General features: G+C 69.0%; 15 protein-coding genes and 1 pseudogene. 6 read left to right on the top strand and 10 right to left on the bottom strand.

Annotated features, from left to right (window positions below):
• The first annotated feature begins 5 nt into the window (after positions 1-5).
• Genes DMB66_RS19115 through DMB66_RS19100 form a run of 4 tightly spaced genes read left to right on the top strand, consistent with a single transcriptional unit; the run spans position 6 to position 3,751 of the window.
• A complete protein-coding gene (locus tag DMB66_RS19115) occupies positions 6-848 on the top strand; it encodes a fumarylacetoacetate hydrolase family protein (protein WP_125805452.1) in 843 nt (280 codons plus the stop codon).
• Positions 848-1,771 carry a VOC family protein gene (locus DMB66_RS19110; protein WP_125805451.1) on the top strand — a complete coding sequence of 308 codons (924 nt, stop codon included), beginning with the start codon at positions 848-850 and terminating at the stop codon, positions 1,769-1,771. The genes DMB66_RS19115 and DMB66_RS19110 overlap by 1 nt, the downstream gene beginning before the upstream one ends.
• Positions 1,772-1,796: 25 nt before the next feature.
• A complete protein-coding gene (locus DMB66_RS19105) occupies positions 1,797-2,846 on the top strand; it encodes a cupin domain-containing protein (protein ID WP_125805450.1) in 1,050 nt (349 codons plus the stop codon).
• Entirely contained in the window at positions 2,843-3,751 is a 909-nt protein-coding gene (locus tag DMB66_RS19100) for a fumarylacetoacetate hydrolase family protein (protein WP_125805449.1), read from the top strand. The genes DMB66_RS19105 and DMB66_RS19100 overlap by 4 nt, the downstream gene beginning before the upstream one ends.
• A 234-nt stretch (positions 3,752-3,985) precedes the next feature.
• On the opposite strand, the gene DMB66_RS19095 is transcribed toward DMB66_RS19100, so the two are convergent.
• Both DMB66_RS19095 and DMB66_RS19090 read right to left on the bottom strand, forming a co-directional pair.
• Entirely contained in the window at positions 3,986-5,413 is a 1,428-nt protein-coding gene (locus DMB66_RS19095) for an aldehyde dehydrogenase family protein (protein ID WP_125805448.1), read from the bottom strand.
• 11 nt (positions 5,414-5,424) lie between these two features.
• Positions 5,425-6,528 carry an oxygenase MpaB family protein gene (locus tag DMB66_RS19090; RefSeq protein ID WP_125805447.1) on the bottom strand — a complete coding sequence of 368 codons (1,104 nt, stop codon included), beginning with the start codon at positions 6,526-6,528 and terminating at the stop codon, positions 5,425-5,427.
• Positions 6,529-6,749: 221 nt separating this feature from the next.
• On the opposite strand from DMB66_RS19090, the gene DMB66_RS19085 reads away from it, so the two are divergent.
• Positions 6,750-7,382, top strand: coding sequence for a TetR/AcrR family transcriptional regulator (locus DMB66_RS19085; protein WP_158647282.1), 633 nt, complete (start codon positions 6,750-6,752; stop codon positions 7,380-7,382).
• On the opposite strand, the gene DMB66_RS19080 is transcribed toward DMB66_RS19085, so the two are convergent.
• Positions 7,330-8,709 carry a HupE/UreJ family protein gene (locus DMB66_RS19080; RefSeq protein ID WP_158647281.1) on the bottom strand — a complete coding sequence of 460 codons (1,380 nt, stop codon included), beginning with the start codon at positions 8,707-8,709 and terminating at the stop codon, positions 7,330-7,332. The two genes, DMB66_RS19085 and DMB66_RS19080, sit on opposite strands and share 53 nt — an antisense overlap.
• 164 nt (positions 8,710-8,873) lie before the next feature.
• On the opposite strand from DMB66_RS19080, the gene DMB66_RS19075 reads away from it, so the two are divergent.
• Positions 8,874-9,458 carry a hypothetical protein gene (locus DMB66_RS19075; RefSeq protein ID WP_125805444.1) on the top strand — a complete coding sequence of 195 codons (585 nt, stop codon included), beginning with the start codon at positions 8,874-8,876 and terminating at the stop codon, positions 9,456-9,458.
• Between the two features lie 156 nt (positions 9,459-9,614).
• Here the strand turns inward: DMB66_RS19075 and DMB66_RS63825 are convergent, their stop codons facing one another.
• From DMB66_RS63825 to DMB66_RS19045, 7 genes and pseudogenes are all read right to left on the bottom strand, one after another.
• The gene (locus DMB66_RS63825; protein WP_125805443.1) at positions 9,615-11,090 is read right to left on the bottom strand and encodes a LuxR C-terminal-related transcriptional regulator; all 1,476 of its coding nucleotides are present in this window, start codon (positions 11,088-11,090) and stop codon (positions 9,615-9,617) included.
• The gene (locus DMB66_RS19065; protein ID WP_125805442.1) at positions 10,981-11,940 is read right to left on the bottom strand and encodes an AAA family ATPase; all 960 of its coding nucleotides are present in this window, start codon (positions 11,938-11,940) and stop codon (positions 10,981-10,983) included. The genes DMB66_RS63825 and DMB66_RS19065 overlap by 110 nt, the downstream gene beginning before the upstream one ends.
• A gap of 161 nt (positions 11,941-12,101) precedes the next feature.
• The gene (locus DMB66_RS19060) at positions 12,102-14,519 is read right to left on the bottom strand and encodes a glycoside hydrolase (RefSeq protein WP_125805441.1); all 2,418 of its coding nucleotides are present in this window, start codon (positions 14,517-14,519) and stop codon (positions 12,102-12,104) included.
• Between the two features lie 110 nt (positions 14,520-14,629).
• The gene (locus DMB66_RS19055; RefSeq protein ID WP_233624689.1) at positions 14,630-15,862 is read right to left on the bottom strand and encodes a LacI family DNA-binding transcriptional regulator; all 1,233 of its coding nucleotides are present in this window, start codon (positions 15,860-15,862) and stop codon (positions 14,630-14,632) included.
• A gap of 297 nt (positions 15,863-16,159) precedes the next feature.
• Positions 16,160-16,882, bottom strand: a complete 723-nt coding sequence (locus tag DMB66_RS61240) for a hypothetical protein (RefSeq protein ID WP_233624683.1) — start codon at positions 16,880-16,882, stop codon at positions 16,160-16,162.
• Between the two features lie 131 nt (positions 16,883-17,013).
• Positions 17,014-17,115: pseudogene (locus DMB66_RS65915) on the bottom strand (hypothetical protein); the annotation flags it as partial.
• A 231-nt stretch (positions 17,116-17,346) separates the two neighbouring features.
• Positions 17,347-20,694: an NPCBM/NEW2 domain-containing protein gene (locus DMB66_RS19045; RefSeq protein WP_125805440.1), complete on the bottom strand. Its 3,348-nt coding sequence runs from the start codon at positions 20,692-20,694 to the stop codon at positions 17,347-17,349.
• Positions 20,695-20,761: the final 67 nt, after the last annotated feature.

The following is a 20,761-nucleotide window of genomic DNA, read 5'->3' as shown; positions in this document are numbered from 1 at the left end:
CTCCGTTGCGAATAGCCAACCTCTCCGGCCGGCTGGTCCTGATCCGCCAGAACCGGGCGATCGATGTCGCCGATACCAGCGCGGGCCGGTTCTCCGCCGACCCACAGGCCGTCTACGCGCGCTGGCCCGAACTTCGCGCCTGGGCGGCCACCGTGGACCACGCGGGGACCGCGTTCGACCCCAGCGAACTGGGCTCGCCCGTTCCCCATCCACGCCAGGTGTTCGCCATCGGGCTCAACTACCGCGAGCACGCAGCCGAGTCCGGCTTCGCCGTGCCCGACACGCTGCCGCCAGTCTTCACCAAGTTCCCCACCGCGATCACCGGCCCTGTCTCCACCGTCGCGATGCCGGCCGACGGACACACGGACTGGGAGGTCGAACTCGTCGTGGTGATAGGCACGCGTGCCTATCAGGCTCCCGCGTCCTGGGAGCACGTCGCGGGCCTCACCGTCGGCCAGGACCTGTCCGAACGCATCACCCAGATGACCGGCCCCGCACCCCAGTTCGGACTGGGCAAGTCCTTCCCCGGCTTCGCACCGATGGGCCCGTGCCTGGTCACGCCGGACGAGTTCGACGACCCGGACGACCTGGAACTGGGCTGCTCCATCAACGGCGAGCAAATGCAGAAGGGGCGCACCCGCGACCTCATCTTCTCGGTTCCTTCGCTGGTGGCGAAGCTGTCGGCGATCCTTCCGCTGTTACCCGGCGACGTCATCTTCACCGGCACGCCCGCAGGCGTCGGCGTCGGCCGTACCCCGCAACGATTCCTGGCTCCCGGCGACAAGCTCGTGTCCTATGTCGAGGGCATCGGCGAACTGCACCAGACCCTCGTCGAAGGAGCTGCGTGATGGCGCTGCACCGGCTCAGCTCGATCACCGTCGGAGTGCCCAACCCCGCGGAGACCATCGCCTACTACACCGATTTCGGCCTGCGGCCGGCCGCCGACGGCTGGCTGGCCACCACCGACGGCGGCAATCAGTTGCGCATCGTCAAGGCACCGACCCGACGCCTGGTCGAGGTACGCATCGGCGCCGACAACCACGACGACCTCGCGGCTGCCGCCTCCCGCCTGCACGCCATGGAAATCCCCGCCCAGCTCGGCCCCAGTGAACTCGTCGCTCATGAGTTGGCCACCGGCGTCCGCGCCGTCGTCCAGATCGAAGACCGGCTCGTGCAGCAACCGCGAGCGGGAACGCCGTACAACGGTCCCGGCCGCTATGACCGCATCGGCACACGCGCCCCGGGTGTCCTGCGCGCCGACGCCGTACGGCCCCGCAAGCTCGGCCACGCCGTCCTGGCGACCACCGACTTCGCCACCACCACGGCCTTCTTCCGTGACGGCCTCGGATTCGAGGCCAGCGACTACGCCAAAGACGTCGGAGCCTTCCTGCGTTGCTCGATCGACCACCACAACATCCTGGTCCTCAATGCCCCCGTCACCTTCCTGCACCACACCTCCTGGCAGGTCGACGACATCGACGACATCGGCCGCGGCGCCACCCGCATGCTCGAGGAGCACCCGGAACGGCACGTGTGGGGGCTCGGTCGCCACCACGCCGGCTCCAACTTCTTCTGGTACCTCAAGGATCCGGCCGGCAACTTCAGCGAGTACTACTCCGACATGGACTGCATCATCGACAGCCAGCTCTGGACGCCGCAGACCTTCGAAGGCGCCCTCGGCCTGTTCAACTGGGGCCCACCACCGCCCCCGTCTTTCCTGCACCCCGAAGACCTAGCCGCGCTCATGACCGGGACACACAGCAGTCGCTGACCTCGCTCCCGATTGGAGATCACCAATGACGACGCCCAGGTTCAGATCCGAGGAGGTGCCGCTGGACGCCTTCTACGACGACCTGTCCACCGCGCACCTGCAGCCCTTGTGGGAGCTGCACGGCCTGATCACCCCGACACCTCGCGTACGTGCGGTGCCGTACCGCTGGCGGGCTGACGACCTGGCCAAGCTGGGCCGCCGCGCCGGCGAACTCGTCCCGGTGGACCGTGGCGGTGACCGTCGCGTCCTGGCAATGTCCAACCCGGGCCTGGACGGTGCGCCGTTCATCTCCGGCACGCTCTGGGCGGCGGTGCAGTATCTGCAACCGCAAGAGTCGGCGCCGGCTCACCGGCACACGCCGGCGGCCCTGCGGTTCGTCCTCGACGGGCACGGCGTATATACCCAGGTCGACGGCGACGCGGTCGGGATGTCCCGCGGCGACCTCGTGCTGACCCCGTCCTGGACGTTCCATGAACACCACAACCCGGGCGACGTTCCGATGATGTGGCTCGACATACTCGACCTGCCGGTGGTCGCCGCACTCGACGCGGTCTTCTTCGAACCGGGACCGGCCGAAGAGGCGAGCTACTCGCAGGCCCCGCGATCGACGGCGGAACTTCGCTGGGGAGCCGGCGCCGGCCTGGCCCCCGCCGACACCGGCGGCCTGCCCCAGCACTCGCCGTTGCTGGTGTACCGCTGGAAGCACACCGACGCCGCGCTCGACGCACTGTTGGAGGCCCAGCAGACAACCGACGTCGTACTGCGGTTCCGCGATCCCGCCCGTGGCGGGGACGTGATGCCGACGATGCGCTGCGAAATGCGCCGGCTGCTGCCCGGCGCGGTCACCACCACGGACCGGCAGACCGGCACGCGAGTCTCGGCCGTCCTCGACGGCCACGGCGTCGTCGAACTCGGCGGCACATCGTTCGATTTGGCCGCCGGTGACGTGTTCGTCGTGCCGTCCTGGTGCACCCACCGGCTGCGGGCGCAGAGTCGCATGGACGTGTTCACCACCAGTGACAGCCCGGTGTTGGAGGCCCTGGGCCTGCACCGTCGCGAGCAGGTCGCCGCATGAGACTGCTGAGTTTCATCCGGCCCGATGGCCGCGCCTCCGTCGGCCGGCTCGACGAGGGTGGCTGTGTGGTCGACCTCAGCTCGCTGTGCGCCCACGCGCCGGCGGGCGGGGCGCTGCGCTCGTTGCTCGCCGTGCTGGACGGCGCACCTGTCACCACCACGACGCATCGCCGTGCCGAGGTGTTCGACCTTGCGGAGGTCACCCTCCAACCGGTGGTGCCCGACCCACCGAAGATCATCGCGGCACCGGTCAACTACCGCGATCACCAGGTGGAAATGAACGAGGCCTATCACATCGACGCGCTCGGCGTCTTCCTCAAGGCCCCGTCCTCGGTCCTCGCCCACCAGGGAACGATCCGCCTGCCGTACACCGATCGGCGCTTCGACCAGGAGGGAGAACTCGCACTCGTCATCGGCCGGCCTGGACGCCACATCCCGGTCGAACACGCCCTGAACCACGTCGCCGGCTACACCTGCCTACTCGACATAACGATGCGCGGCGGCGAAGACCGCTCCACCCGCAAGTCGTTCGACACCTTCACCCCGATCGGCCCCTACCTCGTCACCCCCGACGAGGTCGGCCCACTGGAGAAGCTGAGCCTGCGCACCTGGGTCGGCGGCGAACTGCGCCAGGACGCGGACATCAAGGACCTGATCTGGAACGTTCCCCGACTGATCGCCTACGCTTCCTCGGTCATGACGCTCAACGTCGGCGACATCATCACCTCCGGCACGCCTGCCGGGGTAGGCACACTTACCGACGGTGAGCGCGTCATCGTCGACATCGACCGAGTCGGCCGACTCGAGACAACGGTCACCACAGCAGGAGCCATCAACTGCCCCACCACAGGGCACAGCCGGGGACCGGTCCCGCCGCCGACGATCACCACCGCGCGCACCCGTTGATCACTTGAGGACCAGCACCCCGAACTGTCCGCCCTCAGCCGGCAGCCGCCACCATAGAACTGCTCACGGAACTGGACCGCCAGCACCGCCCAGCGTGACGATCGGGCGGAAAACCAGCACGGGGCGCTGACGCCCGCGCATATCCTGGAGCGGTTGACCGGGTGATTCGGCCTGCTGTCACGGGGCAGCCGCAACATCCCGGATCGACAGCAGACGCTGGGCGGGTCGCCTGCCTTATCTTGGTTCTGCCGTCACTCCGGCTGAGCGCGCCGCGATCCGCCGCTTTGCCGCCGTGAACGGCGGCATGGCGAATCCGAGTGTGTCGAGCGCGTGGAGTCGCCGGACGACCGGTTTGCGGTGGCTGAAGGTTTCGAACGAGTAGCGGCCGTGGTAGCTGCCCATACCGCTGGCGCCGACGCCGCCGAACGGGAGGGCTTCGACGCCGGCTTGCAGCAACGGTACGTCGATCCCCACCCCGCCGGAGGAGGTGCGTTCGATGAAACGCGCGCGGGTGGCGCGCGAGGCACTGAAGACGTACAGGGCGAGCGGTTTGTCGTGGGCGTTGATGTAGTCGATCGCCGCCTCGGGGGTCGTCATCGGCACGATGGGCAGGATGGGCCCGAAGATCTCCTCCGTCAGCAGGGGAGATTCGCCTACGGCGCCGGGGGATGGCAGAGGCAGGTGCACGAGGGTGGGTGCGAGGTACCGGGTCGCCGGGTCGGCCTGGCCGCCGTGCGCGACGTCGGCTCCTTCCAGGTAGGAGGTGAGCCGGGCGTGATGCTGGGCGTTGACGATGCGACCGTAGTCGGGGCTGGCGATCGGGTCCGCGCCGAACATATCGGTCACGGCCCGGGTGATGGCCCTGGTGAGCGGCCCGACGCGATCGGGGGTGGTCATCACGTAGTCGGGGGCGACGCAGGTCTGGCCGGCGTTGAGGAATTTACCCCAGGCGATGCGCCGTGCCACCTGGTCGAGGTGCGCGTCGTCGTCGAACCAGGCGGGCGACTTGCCGCCGAGTTCGAGGGTGACGGGCGTGAGGTGTTCGGCGGCGGCGTGCAACACGACCCGGCCGACCCGGCCGTTGCCGGTGTAGAAGATGTGGTCGAAGCGCTGTTCGAGGAGTTCGGTGGTCTCCGCCACACCGCCCTGGACGACCTGGACGGCGTCCTTGTCGAGGTAACGGGGGACGAGGTCGGCCAGGACCGCTGAGACGGTGGGCGTCAGCTCGCTCGGCTTGAGCACGACGGCGTTGCCTGCTCCGATCGCACCGACCATCGGCGCGAACAGCAGCTGCACCGGATAGTTCCACGGAGCGATGATGAGCACGACGCCCAGCGGCTCGGGGACGAGCCGCGCGGTCGCCGGCCTCAGCACGATGGGAAGGCCCACGCGGCGTGGCCGGGCCCACCGCCGCAGGCGCCGCCGGGTGTAGGCGATGTCGGCGAGCACCACGGCGGTCTCGGTGAGCCGGGCCTCGGTTGGGTTCTTGCGCAGATCTTGCCAGAGTGCCTGCTCGATGTGGTCGCCGTTGGTCCGCAGCAGTCGCGCCAACGCGTCGAGCTGTGCGATGCGCCAAGTCGTCGGTCGGGTGGCGCCGCTGTCGTAACGGCGGCGTGCTGTGCGGACGGCCGCGGCGATATCCTCTCCCCTTCGGTCCGTCATCTCGATCGGGCTCATCGCGCCCGCCCGTGCGGGACCTGCCGTTGCAGTTCCCGGGCCGATTCGATGAGCCGCACGCCGTCGGGGCCCCACATCAGGCGCATGTAGTGGCGCTCGAATCGGCCTCGCTGCATCATCCAGATGAGGGGCAGCGAGGCCTTCATCGCGATGACCGCGATCCGGGAGCGCACCGGGCCCATGCCGATGGACCGGCGCAGCTTTCCGGAGGACGCGCCGGCAGCGAGCTGCCGAAACAGGCCATGGTCGAGCAGTCCGGCGTAGAGCAGGGACGGCAATTGCGAGCGGTGGAAGTTCTTCTTCATCGTCGTGAACATCTGGATCGCAAAACTTTCCCTGCTCTGGGGGTAGAGGGCCATCGACTCGCTCTTACCGAACAACAGGTCGTACTTCTCGTACAGGCTTTTGAGGCCGGCCATCGAGGTGGGGATCTCGTCGTCGGGGGCTCCGACCAGGCGACAGTATGCCGCGGTCTCGGCTATGTACTGGTCGCGTTCCCCGGGCGTGAGTCGGCGTGGCAGCCCGCCGCCGCGGAAGGCGAAGTTCTCGTACAGCCAGAGCATCGAGTGCATCTCGGTGAGAGCGGCCCACATGGCATCCCGAGGGCCCGCGGCGGCATAGCCGCCGAGTTCCGGCGAGTCCACGTCGATGATGTCGCCGGCCACCTTGGTGTGGATGTTGCTCAGGTGTTTGGCCATACGCCGGGCCGTCCCCGTGTCGCCCAGCCACATCGGGGCGTGCATACCTGAGTTGCGCTGACCGCGTTCGAACAGGTCGAAGACGGTCACCGTCCCCTTGAGGGCTTTGCGCGACAGCGGATCGTGATCTCGCACCCCGGCGATGACCGGCTTGTAGGTCGACTGCAGTAGTCCCTGGAAGGCGTACTGGAAGACGATGGTGGCCGGGTGGAGCAGGACCTGCCAGACGACTGATCCCGGGCCGAAGACGCCGTAGTCCGGGGTGCCGTCTTCGTGCTGTGACGTGCCGGCGGGAGCCGGCTCGCCGAACCGGCGCCACCGCTGGGCCGTGCCGTCGAGGCGCTCCTTGGTGACGATCCGGAAGTCGTTCTGCCTGGCGTGGTCGTCGGTGACAGCGCTCATACCGTTACTCCCAGCGATTCGACATCTAAGTTCCCGGGCGGGAACTGGAGAGGGCTAGAGCGTAGGCTCGACCTCCGGCGGTGAGCAAGAGGTGTAGCGGTACGGAGTTCCCGGGCGGGAACTTGACGTGGGAAGGTGGGTGAAGCCAGATGTCGCGCAGCACCGGCGCCCCGGGCCGTTCCGGGCCGCGCCGCGCCGTTGGTGTCAGAGCGGGAATCGGCATGGCGCAGATCCTCGAGGCGGCGCGATCGCTGGATCCCGACGCGCTGACCATGCAGGCGGTCGCCGACAGGTTGGGCGTCGATCGCAAAGCGGTCAACCACCACGTCAACGACCGGGAAAAACTGCTCACCTTGATGGCGACGGACACGTTCTCCACAAACTTCTCCGCCGTGGAGATCGACACCGATCAGAGCTGGCAGTCGGCCTGTCGCGCCTATGCTCGGGGATTCATCGAGAGCACTTTGTCCGCGGGGGTGCTCGCCGATCGCATCCGGCTGGACGACACTCACGTGACACAGGTGCTGAAGCCGACCGAGGCCGTCCTGAAGAAAATGACCCAGGCGGGTTTCGGCGACGAGGAAGCGATGCGGGCGCTCTCCCTGCTGGCGAACATCTGCCTGGCGCACACCCGCGACCGGATCGCCGCCCTGCGTAGTGGAGTCAAGCCTCGGCAGTTCATCTTGCAAGGTGCCCTGGAGTCGCGTGACCCGGCCGAGTACGAGGTGCTGACCCGCATCGCGGCGCTGCCGGTGTCAACGTACGACCAGGCTCAGCTCGACTACAGCATCGAGGTCTTCCTCAGCGGTGCCGAAACACTCCTGCGACGCACCTCCGGGGCCGGGCAGCCCTAGGGTGGCCACGGGCGTTCAAGGTCGTGGCTGGTGTGGTGACGGGGGTGGCTGTCGTTAGGCGACGGCCGGGTTTGCTTTCGCGGACGACGTTCGCCGGCGATCGACCAGCCAGCAGGACACCGCCACCACGGCGAGGCCGCCGACCGCCCACCAGGGGTGGCTGATGACGGCGTCCTCGATCCCGGCCAGCGGGTTTTCCAGGACGCCGAGGCGCTCGAGCGCCCAGCCGGTCGCGGCGGCGAGCGCCACGGCCGCGCCGATCACGCGCAGCGGGGGGGTAGAAGCGGGTGCGCGACGCCAGGTACAGCGACGGGAAGATCAGGGCGACGGTCGCCAGTTGAGCGAGTTCCACGCCCAGGTTGAAGGCGAGCAGCGCGAGTAGAGACGGTGTGCCGTCGAGTCCCAGGCCGGTGAGGATGCCGGCGAAGGCGAGGCCGTGCACGAGGCCGAAGGCGCCGGCGATGAGTTCCTCTCCGTGGCGGGTGAGCGGGCGCAGGGCATGAAGGGCGGACACCGCGACCGACGCCGCGACGAGGACCTCCACCGGGGCGCTCGGCAGCGTGACCCACCCGAGCGCCGAGGCGATGAGAGTGAGCGAGTGCCCGACGGTGAACGCCGTGACGACCTGCACGACCTTTCGCAACGCCGGGACGGCGCCGCCTTCACGTCGCCGCCACCGTCCCGCCGCCACGACGAGGGGTGCGACCAGCAGCAGCGTGATCAGGAACAGCAGGTGGTCGGCGCCCTGCAGGACGTGGTGGAAGCCGTACCCGATCATGTCGGCGATTCCGGTCCCGGCGCTGTCGCCGATTCTCAGGGTGTCGTCGGTGGCGGTGAGGACACCGGCCGTGGAGATCTCGCCGGTCGCGTCGGTGAGGACCACGACCGCCTGGTGGGCGGGGTCGGCCTCGACGATCGCGTCGTAGGCGATCGTGAAGCTGGACGGGTCGGTGCTCGCGGTGTCGAGGGCGACGTCGACACTGAACGACGCGATGCCCTCGACCGACTCCCGCACCGGGTTGGTGTAGGTCTCCGTCCAGGTCGTGCCGTCGGCGCCGGTGACGGTCAGGTGCTCGTCGAGGTAGGCGATGATCTCGTCGGCGTACTGGTCGACGTCGGCCGTGGCGGCGTAGTCGGTGCCCAGCGCCTCGTCGAGGGTCTCCAGCGCGACACTGACCGTGGCGTCCGCCGACGTCTGGCTCAACCGCACCGCGATGGTGCTGCTGTCGAGGCTGTGCGCACTCGCGGGCGACGGGAACAGCAGCACCAGACCGCAGGTCAGGGCGGCGCCCGCGGCAAGCGCGCGGCTGCGGAGGGAGAAGGCCATGGCGTCCAAGCTGGGGGCCGAAGCTGTGTGCCGGCTTTGCGGCGGTTGTGAATCGCTCGTGCCGGGCGTCGCGTTTCCGCTCACAGAAGGTGCACAGGAATCGCACAAGGTCGGCAAAGGGCGGGCGGACAACCTCATGGCCAACGAGGTTCCGACCAGCCGAGATGAGTTCCGACATGAAGATCCGCAAGGCGTTCGCCGCCCTGGCCCTGATCGTTACCCTGCCGCTCGGTGCCGCCGCCTGCAGCACCGACGCCGCCGACACCACCGCGAGCACGACAACCAGTACCAGCACGACGACGACCTCGGCCGGCGCCGCGAACGGCGCTCCGGCCGGCGGCGGCCCGGGTGGCGGTGTCGACGTCAGTGCGGTGTCCACCGAGGAACAACTGATCGCCCTCATCCAGGACGCCTACGGCGATGCCAGCCTCGATAAGCACCGCGGCCACCGGCCCGTCCAGACCGTACTCGACACAGTCCTGGCGATCAGCCACGAAGAACTCCACGTCCGGATGGACGCCGGTGCCAACTTGGCGACCGTCGCCACCGATCTCGGGATCGACCCGCAAACCCTCATCACGGCGCTCGTCGCGTCCTGGAGCCCGGCCATCGACAACGTACTCGCCACCGGCGCGATCACCGAGGCCGAAGCCGAGCAGTACCGCGCGGCGCTGAAAGAGGCCTTCACCTTCCGAGTGACCTGGAACGGCACCGACGCCACCCCAACCTTCACCGGACTCAGCGCCTGACCCTCCGCACTTGGGGCTCGATCTCCCCGACGGTCAGCGTGACTTCAAGAAGGCGATCCACGACGATTCACCATCGCGGTCCGCCGCGACCGATCCCCCACCGCAGGAGCGCGCGGGCCCGGACGGGCCCGCGCGCCCAGCGGGGCGACCGACCGGTCAGGGCGAATTGTCCATTGATCGGCTGCGTTCGCTGCTCCACCGGGCGATCTGTACGCGTGTGGTGAATCCCAGCTTCGCCAGGATGTGCTCGACGTGGGACTCGGCCGTCCGCTTGGAGATGACCAGGCGGGCCGCGATGTCCTTGTTCGTCATTCCTTCGGCTACCAACTCGGCGACTTGTCGTTCTCGCCGGGTCAACGGGTCCGCCGGCGAGTAAGGGTGTGCCGGTGACGCGCCGGCGTGGTGGGTGACACCCAGCGCGAATTCGGCGGCCTCGTCGAGGGTGTAGCGTGATCCCTCGCCGAATTTCGCTGCGTATCCGGCATCGCCCAGCGCCTCCCGCACGTCGCGAATGCAGCGGCTCTGATGCTCCGCGAACGGCCCCTGCTCGGCCAGCGCAGCGCCGTCGCGACGTTGGATCGCCTGGCAGGCCCCGAGCAGGCGCGCCGCACGTTCGTGACGTGCGCCGGCCGAGGACGTCCAGGCGAGGATGGCGAGGCAGATCCCTGCGCCCCAGGAATCACGGAGTCGTCGGATCACGGTCAGCGCCTCGCGCGCGAGGGCGTCCGCCCGGTCTCGGTCGCCGGCGCCCCAGGACACCAGCGCCAGAACAGCCGTCGCCCAGGAACGCGTCCAGTCCGCACCGTGACTCTCGCACAGCACCCGGCACTGCTCCGCGTACTGCGACGCGCGCGGATCTCGCGTGAAGGTGCCTACGGTCGCCAGCAACAGCAGGGAGTTGGCGACCCGCCGCAGGTCACCGCAGGACTGCGCAGCCGTCAGCCCTTGTTCGACGAGGTCGAGCGCGCGGGCCAGGTCCGGCGGCCGGCCGGTCAGCGCGGCCGCCCCGGCGAAGTGCGCGACGCAGGAGTGCAATGCCGGGTCCTGGAGACGCGCATCCAGCAGCCGCGCCTCGGCCAGCATCCGTTCGCCTGCCAGGTCGCCCAACCGCAGCAACACATAGCCTGCTTCGGCCAATGCAATGCCTCGCAGCGCCGTGGGGTTCGGAGCACCCGCGAGGGCTTGAGTCATCCAGTGCAGCCCTTCCCGGTAGCGTCCGGTGCCGTGCCACAAGTCGTGGGCGGCTACGGCGATCTCCAGTGCCACACCACCGGCGGCGGGATCGGCTAGCGCTGATTGGATGGCCGCCCGCACGTTGGGATGCTCCCGCCGCAACCGCAACAGCCAGTGCACCTGCTGCGCGGAGAAATACTCGGCGTCGGCCTGCTGTGCCAGATCGCGGTAGTACTCGCGGTGCCGGCGCATCAGCGTGGCCTGCTGTCCCGAATCGGCCAGCCGCCGACGCCCGTACTGCCGCACCGTCTCCAACAGCCCGTACCTGGCTGCCGCGCTGGACCCGATCTCACAGGCCAGGAGCGACTTGTCCACCAGCCCAGCGACAACGTCGAACACCGCTGTCGGATCGATGCCGTCTCCACCACACCCGCTCAGCAGCCGCGAGATCGAATCCACCCGCGAACACCGACATCCTCGCCCACATCACCTGCTCCTCCGGCGAGCACAGGCGATAGCTCCAATCCAGGGCCGCCGCGATGGTGCGCTGCTGCCGCACCGCAGTGCGAGAGCCGGTCTGCAGCAGGTCCGGTTGGTCCTCGATGCGGGACAGGAGCTGATCCACGGACAAGACCCGCAGGCGCGCCGCGGCCAGCTCGATGGCCAACGGAAGCCCATCCAGGAGCCAGCAGATCGAGGCGACGGCAGTACGATTGGCCGCGGTCACGTCGAACGTCGGCAGCACTGCCTGCGCCCGCTGGACGAGCAGCTGTACAGCCTCGAACTCGGAAAGGTCGCCCTTCGGCAGCGACTCGGGGTCAGGCATCGACAGCGGGGACAGGCTCAGCACCCACTCGCCTTCCACTCGCAACGTCTGCCGGCTGGTGACCAGTACCCGCAGTCCTGGCGCGTCCGCGAGCAGCTTGCTGATCAACACCGCGCACGCGTCCAGGAGGTGCTCACAGTTGTCGAGCACCAGAAGTGTCTGCTTGTCCCGCAGAAGGTGGGCCAGCGCCGCCAGCGACGGCATGGATTGGTCCGCCACCGCGAGTACGGCGGCGACAGCGGACGCGACCAGCTCCGGTTCGGTCACTGCGGCGAGCTCCACCAGCCATGTTCCGTCCGGAAAAGCCCGCAGCTGCCGCGCCACCCGCAGCGCCAACCGGGTCTTGCCGACTCCGCCCGGGCCGGTCAGCGTCACCAGGCGGCCTTTGCCCATCAGCCGTCTGATCTCGGATATCTCGCGGCGCCGCCCTACAAAGCCACTCAGCTCCGCAGGCAGGTTTCCCCGGTGTGACCTCGTCACCATCGGTCCCACCCTATGCCGCCGCCGGATGCCGGCACATCACTCGATGGTGGCCCCAGCAGCCAACCGAGGGTGAGGGGATGGTGCGAGTGCTCGCAGGATTGCGGCGAACACCGTCGATACTCTCGGTGGAGGGAGCGGTCCGGCTTCTCCTCGTGGCTATCTCATTTGGTCAGGCCGATGGATCGACCGTTGAGGGCCTTCGGTGTGGTGGCTGCGGTGCCACTGACCGCGGCATATGGCAAGGCCGTGGTGGGTGCGGAGGTGCGCTGGATGAGGTACGACCCGCCCGCTTGGACGGCGATACTGAAGGTCCCGGTCGTCGCGGTCGTGGTCACGGTGGCGCCCGTGGCGTTGACGACGGTGACGCTCTGGCCGGGCCACGGGTTACGAACGGTCAGGTTGCCCGTCGCTCCCGCGTTGACAGCCACCGTGATCAGATCGCCGCTGCGGATCTGCACGTGGGTCTTGCCTTTGTGCTGGATGTAAACGGTGCCGTCGGCGTCCCAGCCCTGCGGCCAGCCGGGCGCGATGCGCAGCGTGCCGTCGTAGTTCTGCACAAGGCCTTCGCTGAGCGCTGCGGCGATCACGCCCTGTTCTTCCAGGTACGGCGCTGTCGGCTGGGTGTTCCAGCTGGCCAGGCCACTGGGGTAGATCTGGTATTTGCCGATCTGGGCGATCATCGCGGTTCTCATGTCGTCGCCGCGGCCGAGGCGGGCGGCGTGCAGCGAGTCGTAGCTCCACGTGCTGCCGTTGACGTTGCCGCGGCGGGTGAAGGTGCGCTTGGCCAGGTCGGACTGGGCGCCGCTGTCACCGATCAGGTTGTAGGGCCACACCGGCTCGAGTTCGTCGTTCTCCTGGTTGTGCTTGGCAGCAGTCGGTTGGGTGGAGATGGCCAGCATGTTGTTGCCGGCCGCGTCCGACGACGGGGTGAGCACCTGGGACTTGGTGGCCATGTCGGTGCGCGGCAACGGGCGGATCTTCGGAATGGCCGCCTTGAGCCGGGTGACGAGGTCGGCGTCGACGCCCAGGGTCTGCGCGGCGGAGATCACGATCGGGAACAGGGCCTGCATGGCCGCGACGTCGTTGATCGGGTCGGTGACGTCCCATTGCTGCTCGTGGGCGTTGGAGAAGGTGTGCAGCAGGCCGTCCGATCCCGTCGTGGCATGCGAGAGCAGAAACTTCGCGGCACCGCTCATGACCGGATAGTTCGCGGACAGGAACGACCGATCGTCGGTCGTGAGGTAGGTCTGCCAGATCCACAGGCCGACCTCGGCTCCCGTGGTCACGGTCCGGGCGGTGTAGTTCGGCGCGATCGTCGACTCACACGAGGCACTGGTGAGCGCGGCGCTCCCCCCGTAGAAGCCGTTGCCGTTGAACCGGATGATCTCCGGGACGCACAGGCCCTCACGGCCGGCGAAGTGGGCGCTGGTCCACGCGGCGATGTTGGACACGTTCGTGCGGTACAGGTTGAACACCGGAGTGTTGAGCGCGAAGGCACCGGCGGACAGGTTGGCCTGGACCATCATTCGGATGTTCCAGAACCAGTAGCCGGCCGGGAACCACGGCTGGGAATCCTGGTTGAAGCTGAACAGGTCGGCCACCCCGGCCTGCGTGCCGGGCAGGGCGCCGCGGTTCGTCGCGGCGATGTTGTACAGATACAGCGTCCGCATGTTCTCGAAGTACTCGCCCGACCCGTCCGCGGACGAGATCTTGATCAGGCCGACCGAGTTCCAGTAGTTGTGCCACCAGGTCAGGTGGCCGGCCGCCAGGTCGGCGGTGCCACGGGTCAGGTCGGTGCCGAGCAGCGTTCTGGTGGTGGCGATCGGGTCGCCGCCGGTCCAGGTCGGTGCGACCGTGACGACCCGGTACGAGCCGTTGCTGTTGGGCTGGAAACTCACCTGGGCGGTCCGTGAGTCCGGGGTCGAGGCCGTCACGTTCCGGCCGCCCGCACTGATGCCCGCCATCGCGCCGAACGTCTTCCCGGATCCGCCGTTCGCTGCGTTGTCGGTCCAGGTCTGCGACAGCGTCGCCACCGAACCGGACGCGGTCGCGGCCGGGGTCCGGCTGCTCCACAGCTGCACCCGCGCCGTCTGGGTGCTGGCCGGGTCCGCGCCGGTCACATCGACCACCAGCTGTGCGGTTTCGGCGCGGATGTACGCGGTCAGCGTCATGCCGCCGCCGGACTGGTGCAGCGTCCCGTCGTACACGTCGAAGTAGCCGGAGAAGTCGGCCGCGCTCGTCAGTTTGCTGAGCCCGGGGATGACCACCCATCCCGGTGACCAGCGGTTGGGGAAGGTGTCGGTGCGGTTGAGCTGCGCGGTGAATCCGTTCGCGGCCCACGCGGCAGCGCCGAGCGTGCCGTTGCCGAGCGGGACGAACTCACTCGCGCTGGTGTTGGCGCGCTTCAGCACGATGTTCGACCGGCGGGCGACGCCCGCGGTATCCACGGTGAATGAGCCGTTCCGCCACGCCGTGGTGGTGGCGGCGGCCGCGGCGCCGGCATCGGTCGCGACCACACCGGCGAGGGTGCCGACAGCGACCACCGTGACGGCGGCAAGGATCCTTCGGGTGGAGCCCATGAGACGCCTCCTAGGCGACGGGGTCTGGGAGCGCTCCCATTGACGTTGAACGATCGCAGAAACAATCGTGAAACACAAGGATTGTTTCTTTCGCCGGCCCTGCCCGGGCATTACCGGGATGGAGCAGCGGTGCTGTCCCGGATGACCAACTGAACCGCCAGTTCCACGTGGGACTGCCGGACGGTCTCGCCGGCGGCCAGGGCCAGGACGAGCTCGGCCGCGGTGGCGCCCATCTCGCCGAACGGCTGGTGCACGGTGGTCAACTGCGGCCCGGACCAGCGCGCGTACGAGATGTCGTCGAAGCCCACCACGCTGAGGTCCTGCGGGATTCGCAGACCGGACTGTCGGGCGGCCTCGAAAACGCCGAAGGCTTGCAGGTCGTTGCCGCAGAGCACGGCCGTCGGCGGTTCGGGCAGCCGCAACAGCTCCCGGCCGTGGCTGAAGCCGTCCTCGAAGGAGAACCACATCCCCGGCCGCACCAGACTCTCGTCCAACGGCGCCTGGGCCGCCTCGAGCGCCGAGCGTACGCCGTCGAGCCGTGCCCTCGCGCACAACTGGTGAGGCGGCCCGCTGATCACTGCGATCCGGCGGTGACCGAGATCGAGCAGGTGCCGCGCCGCGACAATTCCGCCCCTACGGTTGGCCGCACTCACCGACGGGACCCACTCCAGCGGTTCGCTCGTCGGGTCCACCACCACGATCGGAATGCCGCTGGCATTCAGCAGCCCGTGCTGCTCCGGCATGGCGCCCATGTGCACCGCGACCACCCCGGTGGGGCGCCGGGCGAGCAGATCCTGAGCCCAGTCCCGGCCGGTCGACGACTCCTGCTGCACGTCGGTGAACCCCACCGCAAGACCCTGTTCGACCGCTACCCGCTTCACGCCCCGCATCACTTCCACCGCCGCGGGCGCGAGCAACCCGTAGAACGCGACCTCAAGAAGCGCCGCCCGGGTGACCTTCTCCGGGCGGCGGTAACCCTGTTCCCGAAGCAGCCCTTCCACCCTGCGCCGGGTCTCCGACGCCACCCCCGACCGCCCATTGAGCACCTTCGACACCGTCGGGGCGGACACGCCCGCCAGCCGGGCGATCGTGGCGATCGTCAGCCCGCCGGCCCGCCGAGCAGCCGGCGGACCGGCACCGCCCGACCGCTCCGGAGCGTGTGCGGCGACCGCTCCGCCGGCCTGGCGGCCGGCCGCGACAGCAGAGCCGGCTCCGTCACCAAAGCCGAGCTCACGGCGCTCGCCCACCTCCCTGAGCAGGCGAGCACGGACCACCTCGGCCTGCTCGTCCGCCTCCGGGCCGGCGGCAACCGTCTCGACCAGATAACGCCGCTTCCGCGTCACCGGATCAATACCCTCATATACCCGCACGCGTAGCGACCCGCTCGGCAGCCTCTCGATCTCACCGCGGGCCCGCCGGGCCCCTACTGCTCCACTCTCCATGGAGCTACCCTATGCCGATCTGGCTCCACACCGGGGAAACCTGGGTCGCAGAATATGACTCCATGGAGCACCGGGCGCCATGTTTCTCGGGCGGTTGCGCATCGGTCACCAGTCCGCGACGCGACGCATCGCGGCGGCCCATCCACTTCGATCCGGGGCCGTCCGGCATAGTCGCGCAGCTGTCGGAGGCGCTGCTGATCAACGGGATGCTGGTGCCCGCACGTTGGCGCCGACGCCGTCGGGGCCGGTGCGGAAGGTGGTCGCCGGCAGCCGGCCGTCCGGGCGGCGGGCGCCGCGGGCCGTGGCCGGGTCGACCGAGCGGAAGTCGGCGATGGTGGTGGGCCGCCCCCGGACCGCAGAGGTGAGGTAGGCCGGCGTCGGGTTGCCGACCGCGAGGTCGCCGGTCAGCTGTGCCGCTGCGGAGCGCAGGTCGAAGCCCGCGTCGCCGTTGCGCCACGCGGTGTTGCGCGAGATAACGACGGCGGCCGGGTTCTGGTCGTCGGAGAACCCGTGCCCGGCGTTGTCCCAGGCCGCGTTCTGGCGCACGATGTGTGTGGCCGTGGGTGCGTCGACGCCGCCGAGGGTGAAGCCGCTCGCGGCGCTGTTCCAGCCTGGAATGTTCCAGTGGTCGCGGCCGTCGCCCCAGGACCAGTTGAATTCGACGGTCACCGGGCTGGCGAAATCGCGCAGGTCGACCCTGTTGTCGCCGTTGTCGAAGCCGCGGGCGGTCGGTCCGGGGCGATCGGCTCGGTGTGCGTCGAGTTGATCCTTCATTCGTTTCACCCGGACGGCCGCGTGCCCAGGCGTGATGTCGAGGGCCTGGGCCAGGTCCGCGCGGGTGATCTCGCCGGACGCCTCCTGCCACCACAGGGACAGCAGGAGGCGATCGTCGTCGGCCAGCCAGCGGGCGGCCTCGACCACCTCCCGGCGCTGGCCGTCGAACAGCAGCTCGGTAACGGCCCGGCGGCGAAGTCGCTCCCCGGGTCCGGCACGTCGGCGGCAAGTTCCTGCTGGTGTTGCGAGGTCTTGCGCCGCGTCCATAGGTAGAGCTGGAGCTGCCGGTTGGCGATGGCGACGACCCAGCCACGGAACCGGTCCGGGTCGCGCAGCGCGGGCAGGTCGCGGACGATCCGGATGAGCGTCTCCTGCACCACGTCGTCGACGTAGGCGTGCCACCATCGCAGGTGCCGCTCGGCCTGTGTCGGCGGCCAGCAGCCGGGTGGCGGCCGCGGTCTGCTCCTCGGTCAGCGTCACACCAGGATCAACGAACCAGTCACATAACGCAACCAGCATCACGGAACACCAGCTGCCTGCTCCGCACTGCGCTCAACCGGCTGTGGACACGCGAGCCCACCGTACGGACTCGCGTGTCCACGCGCGGATGGTCAGCTGCCGCGGACCGTGATGGTGATCGGGCGGCTGGCGGAGTTCCGCACACCCGCGGGATCGGTGGGGACGAACTCGGCGGTGACCTTGTGCCGGCCGACGCGCAGCCGCTTGGACAGCTGGTACTCGGCCTTGCCCGCCGTGACGGTCACGGTCCTGACGATCTTGCCGTCCACCCGGAAGATCACCCGCCCCCGCGGCGTACCCGCGTCGAGCTTGACGGTCGCGGTCAGCTTCACCGCACGGGCGGCGCCGATCACCTGCGACTTCTTGGACGCGGTGAGCGTCGTCGTGGATATCGCCCGCTTGACGGTCACGCTGACCGTCGGGGAAGCCGAACCTCGCACGTCGGTCGCCGATCGCGGTACGAAGGTCGCGGTGACGACCTTGCGACCGACCGGTTCCGTACGGCTGAGCGGGTATCGCGCCTCGCCGTCGGCGTCGACCTTGACCGTGGCCACGAGTTTCGTCCCGATGCGGAAGCGCACCGAGCCTTGCGGCGTCCCGCCGGAGCCGAGTGCGACGGTTGCCGTCGCGGTGACGGGCCGCGCAGTGCCGTAGATCTGGCTGGGTGCCGACACCGTGAGCCGGGTGCTTGAGCCGGCGGGCGTCACCTCGACGCTTCGGCCGGGAGCGCTCGAGCCCGAGACGGTGGTGCCGTCGGCGGGAATGAAGTGCGCGGCTACCTGCTTGACGCCGCTCGGCTCGCTGGACGGAAGTGTGTACGAGGCCAGGTCGTCGCCGACCGTCGCCCGGGCACGCACGGTGCCGTCGATGGTGAAGACCACGGTCCCTTCGGCCGTGGAGTGGTCCGCGAGTGTGATCTTGGCGGTCAGGGCGAGCGGCTGCGGCGATCCGAAGATCTGGCTGGTGCGCGAGGCGGCCAGGGTCGTGCTGGACCCGATCGCCACTATTTCCACCCGGACCGGTGCCGGGGTCGTCGAGCCCGTCACCGTTGTCTTACTCGGCACGAAGCGGGCGGAATAGTCGTGGCTGCCCACGGCCACTGTGGAGGGCAACGTATAGCCGGCGGCGCCGTCCTTGACCGGCTGCGTGGTCAGCACCCGGTCGCCCTCGAGGAACTCCACCTGGCCGGCGGCCGGATCATCGGTGGACAGCGCCACCTTCGCGGTCAGCGTGACCGGCGACGAGGTGCGGTAGGTCTGCCGGTCGCTCGAGGCCGCCAGCGTGGTGGTCGACTGGATGTCCTCGACACCGGTGGCGGAACAGGCCACCCGGGCGCCGGCCCAGTCTGCGTGGTCATACGCGTTGCCGTTGCCCGCGTCGGTGACCCGCAGCTCGAGCTGCTGGATCCCGGTCACCGCGACGTCGACGAACCGGGTCGGGCTGTCGGCGGCGACGACGCCGCTGTCATAGATCTTGGTGTTGGTGTCGGTGTTGAAGACCTGGAACACGACGCTCGCCGTGGTGTTGCCGTTGATCTCGTCGTCGATGCCGATGACCGAACTGAAGCGGGAGCAGGTGCCGCCCAGGAAGTACCCGACCGACGCGGCGGCATGGGTGCCGATCCCGGTCGGGTAGACCGTCCCCTTGAGCGTGATCGGGCGGCCGTCGCCCTCGGCTTCCTCGCTGTTGCTCTGGTTGCGTTCGACCGGTCCCCACCCGTTGCTCGCGGCGAGCCAGTTGATGTTGCCCAGCTTGGTGTTCGCGGTGATGGCGGTGCGGATGGGCAGGGCCAGCGCGGCCTCCGCCCGCGGCGCCCCGGCGGGGTGCGTGCCGGTGACCACGCCGCGGAGCACGACCGTGCCCGTGGGTTCGGACTGGTTGGACTGAATGGTCCACCCCGTCGTGGCGGTGGCGCCGGCCGCCAGCGTGCTCCCGGTCGTCCCGGAGGTCTGGGTCGCCGTCCAGCCGGCCGGGAGGGTGAAGGCGATCGCGGGATCGTTCACCGCCTCGCTGCCGTAGTTGGTGACCGTCGCGGTCACCGTGGTGCTCTGCCCGCCGACGAGGAACGTGCTCGTGGTCGACAGCCCGAACGCCAGCGCGGGTGGGGCGGCACCGGTCGCCGGCGCCGCGGCGACCCGCAGCATGGCCGTGCCGTGGGCCGGCACGCTCGCCGAGACGGTGGCGGCGGACTGGCTCAGCTGCTTGGTCCACAGATCCTTGATCAGGTAGCCGGGCGCGGCCGCCGGCAGCCCCGCCTCGGCGGCGGTCGTGGCGATCCGCGCCGCCGTGTCGGAGCGGTTGAGCAGCGCGACCGCGACGTCGCCGTTCGCCAGCGGCTTGGCGAAGACCTCGTAGTTGCCGTCGTCGCGGACCTTCACGCCTTGCTTGCCCAGCGCGTCCTGGTCGACGGCGACGATGTCCGGGTTACCGAGGATGTCGATGTACTTCTGGTCGACGTTGCGCACGTCCGCACCCATGATCAGCGGGGCCGCCAGCATCGCCCACAAGGCGAGGTGCGACCTCGCCTCGTCGTCCGACAACCCGGGGCCGAAATGCCCCGGGGTCACGCCGACCTCCAGCATGTCCGGGTCGTTCCAGTGACCCGGCCGGGCGTACGCGTAATAGCCGGCCTGCTTGTCGACCTTGTTGATCACACCCAGGTTGGTCTTGTCCCAGACGTTCTCGATGTCCAGCGTGGTGCGCCACAGGTTGGAGGTGGCGCCCCAGTCCTTCTGGACCTGGTCGTCCGGGTTCGTGCTGTACACGATCTTGCGGTTCGTTCCGGCCGTCGCCCGGATCAACTCGTCACGCATCAGGTTCAGGGCCGGTTCGCGCTCCAGGCCCTGGTTGTGGGCGAGGCACCAGTCGTACTTGAGGTAGTCGACGTCCCAGGACGCGAAGGTTTCGGCGTCGGTGCGCTCGTGGCCGAGGCTGCCCGTCGAACCGGGGTAGCCGCCGTAGATCTGGGCGCAACTCCGGGCACCCGGATTGGCGTAGATACCAAGCTTGAGACCCTTTTCGTGTACGTACCCAGCAAGCGCCTTGATCCCGGCGGGGAAGCGCTCGGGGTTGGCCTGCAGCCGTCCGTCGGCGTCGCGGGTGGACGCCTGCCAGCAGTCGTCGATGTTGACGTACTCGTACCCGGCGTCCTTGAGCCCGCGCGCGGCGATCGCGTCCGCGGTCTGCTTGATCAGGTCCTCGCTGATGGTGCAGTTGAACTGGTTCCAGCTGTTCCATCCCATCGGAGGGGTCAGCGCCAGGTTGATGGGAGTGGCCGGCTCCGCCGACGCACGCGGTGCCGACGCGGCGGCCGTACCGGTAAGGGGAAGAACGGCGATCACCACGGTGACAACCGCGATCGAAAGGATCGCGGCCGCCCGTCGAGGGAGGACGCCGGTGCGGCGTCGCGACGGTCGAGGTGAACCGGGGACAAGGTTCACGAGAGTGTCCTTACTCAAAGGATTGTTAGCGTTAACATGAGAGCGGTGCCGGTACCCTGCCACCGAC

It is taken from the genome of Actinoplanes sp. ATCC 53533, from assembly GCF_003947245.1.
Note: the sequence above shows the minus strand (reverse complement) of the source record. Positions and strands in the feature narration are given on the sequence as shown.

Coding starts and splice junctions, on each gene's coding strand:
- DMB66_RS19110 (WP_125805451.1), top strand. CDS start 848: ATGGCGCTGCACCGGCTCAGCTCGATCACCGTCGGAGTGCCCAACCCC.
- DMB66_RS19105 (WP_125805450.1), top strand. CDS start 1,797: ATGACGACGCCCAGGTTCAGATCCGAGGAGGTGCCGCTGGACGCCTTC.
- DMB66_RS19100 (WP_125805449.1), top strand. CDS start 2,843: ATGAGACTGCTGAGTTTCATCCGGCCCGATGGCCGCGCCTCCGTCGGC.
- DMB66_RS19095 (WP_125805448.1), bottom strand. CDS start 5,413: ATGACGGACCGAAGGGGAGAGGATATCGCCGCGGCCGTCCGCACAGCA.
- DMB66_RS19090 (WP_125805447.1), bottom strand. CDS start 6,528: ATGAGCGCTGTCACCGACGACCACGCCAGGCAGAACGACTTCCGGATC.
- DMB66_RS19085 (WP_158647282.1), top strand. CDS start 6,750: ATGGCGCAGATCCTCGAGGCGGCGCGATCGCTGGATCCCGACGCGCTG.
- DMB66_RS19080 (WP_158647281.1), bottom strand. CDS start 8,709: ATGGCCTTCTCCCTCCGCAGCCGCGCGCTTGCCGCGGGCGCCGCCCTG.
- DMB66_RS19075 (WP_125805444.1), top strand. CDS start 8,874: ATGAGTTCCGACATGAAGATCCGCAAGGCGTTCGCCGCCCTGGCCCTG.
- DMB66_RS19065 (WP_125805442.1), bottom strand. CDS start 11,940: ATGGTGACGAGGTCACACCGGGGAAACCTGCCTGCGGAGCTGAGTGGC.
- DMB66_RS19060 (WP_125805441.1), bottom strand. CDS start 14,519: ATGGGCTCCACCCGAAGGATCCTTGCCGCCGTCACGGTGGTCGCTGTC.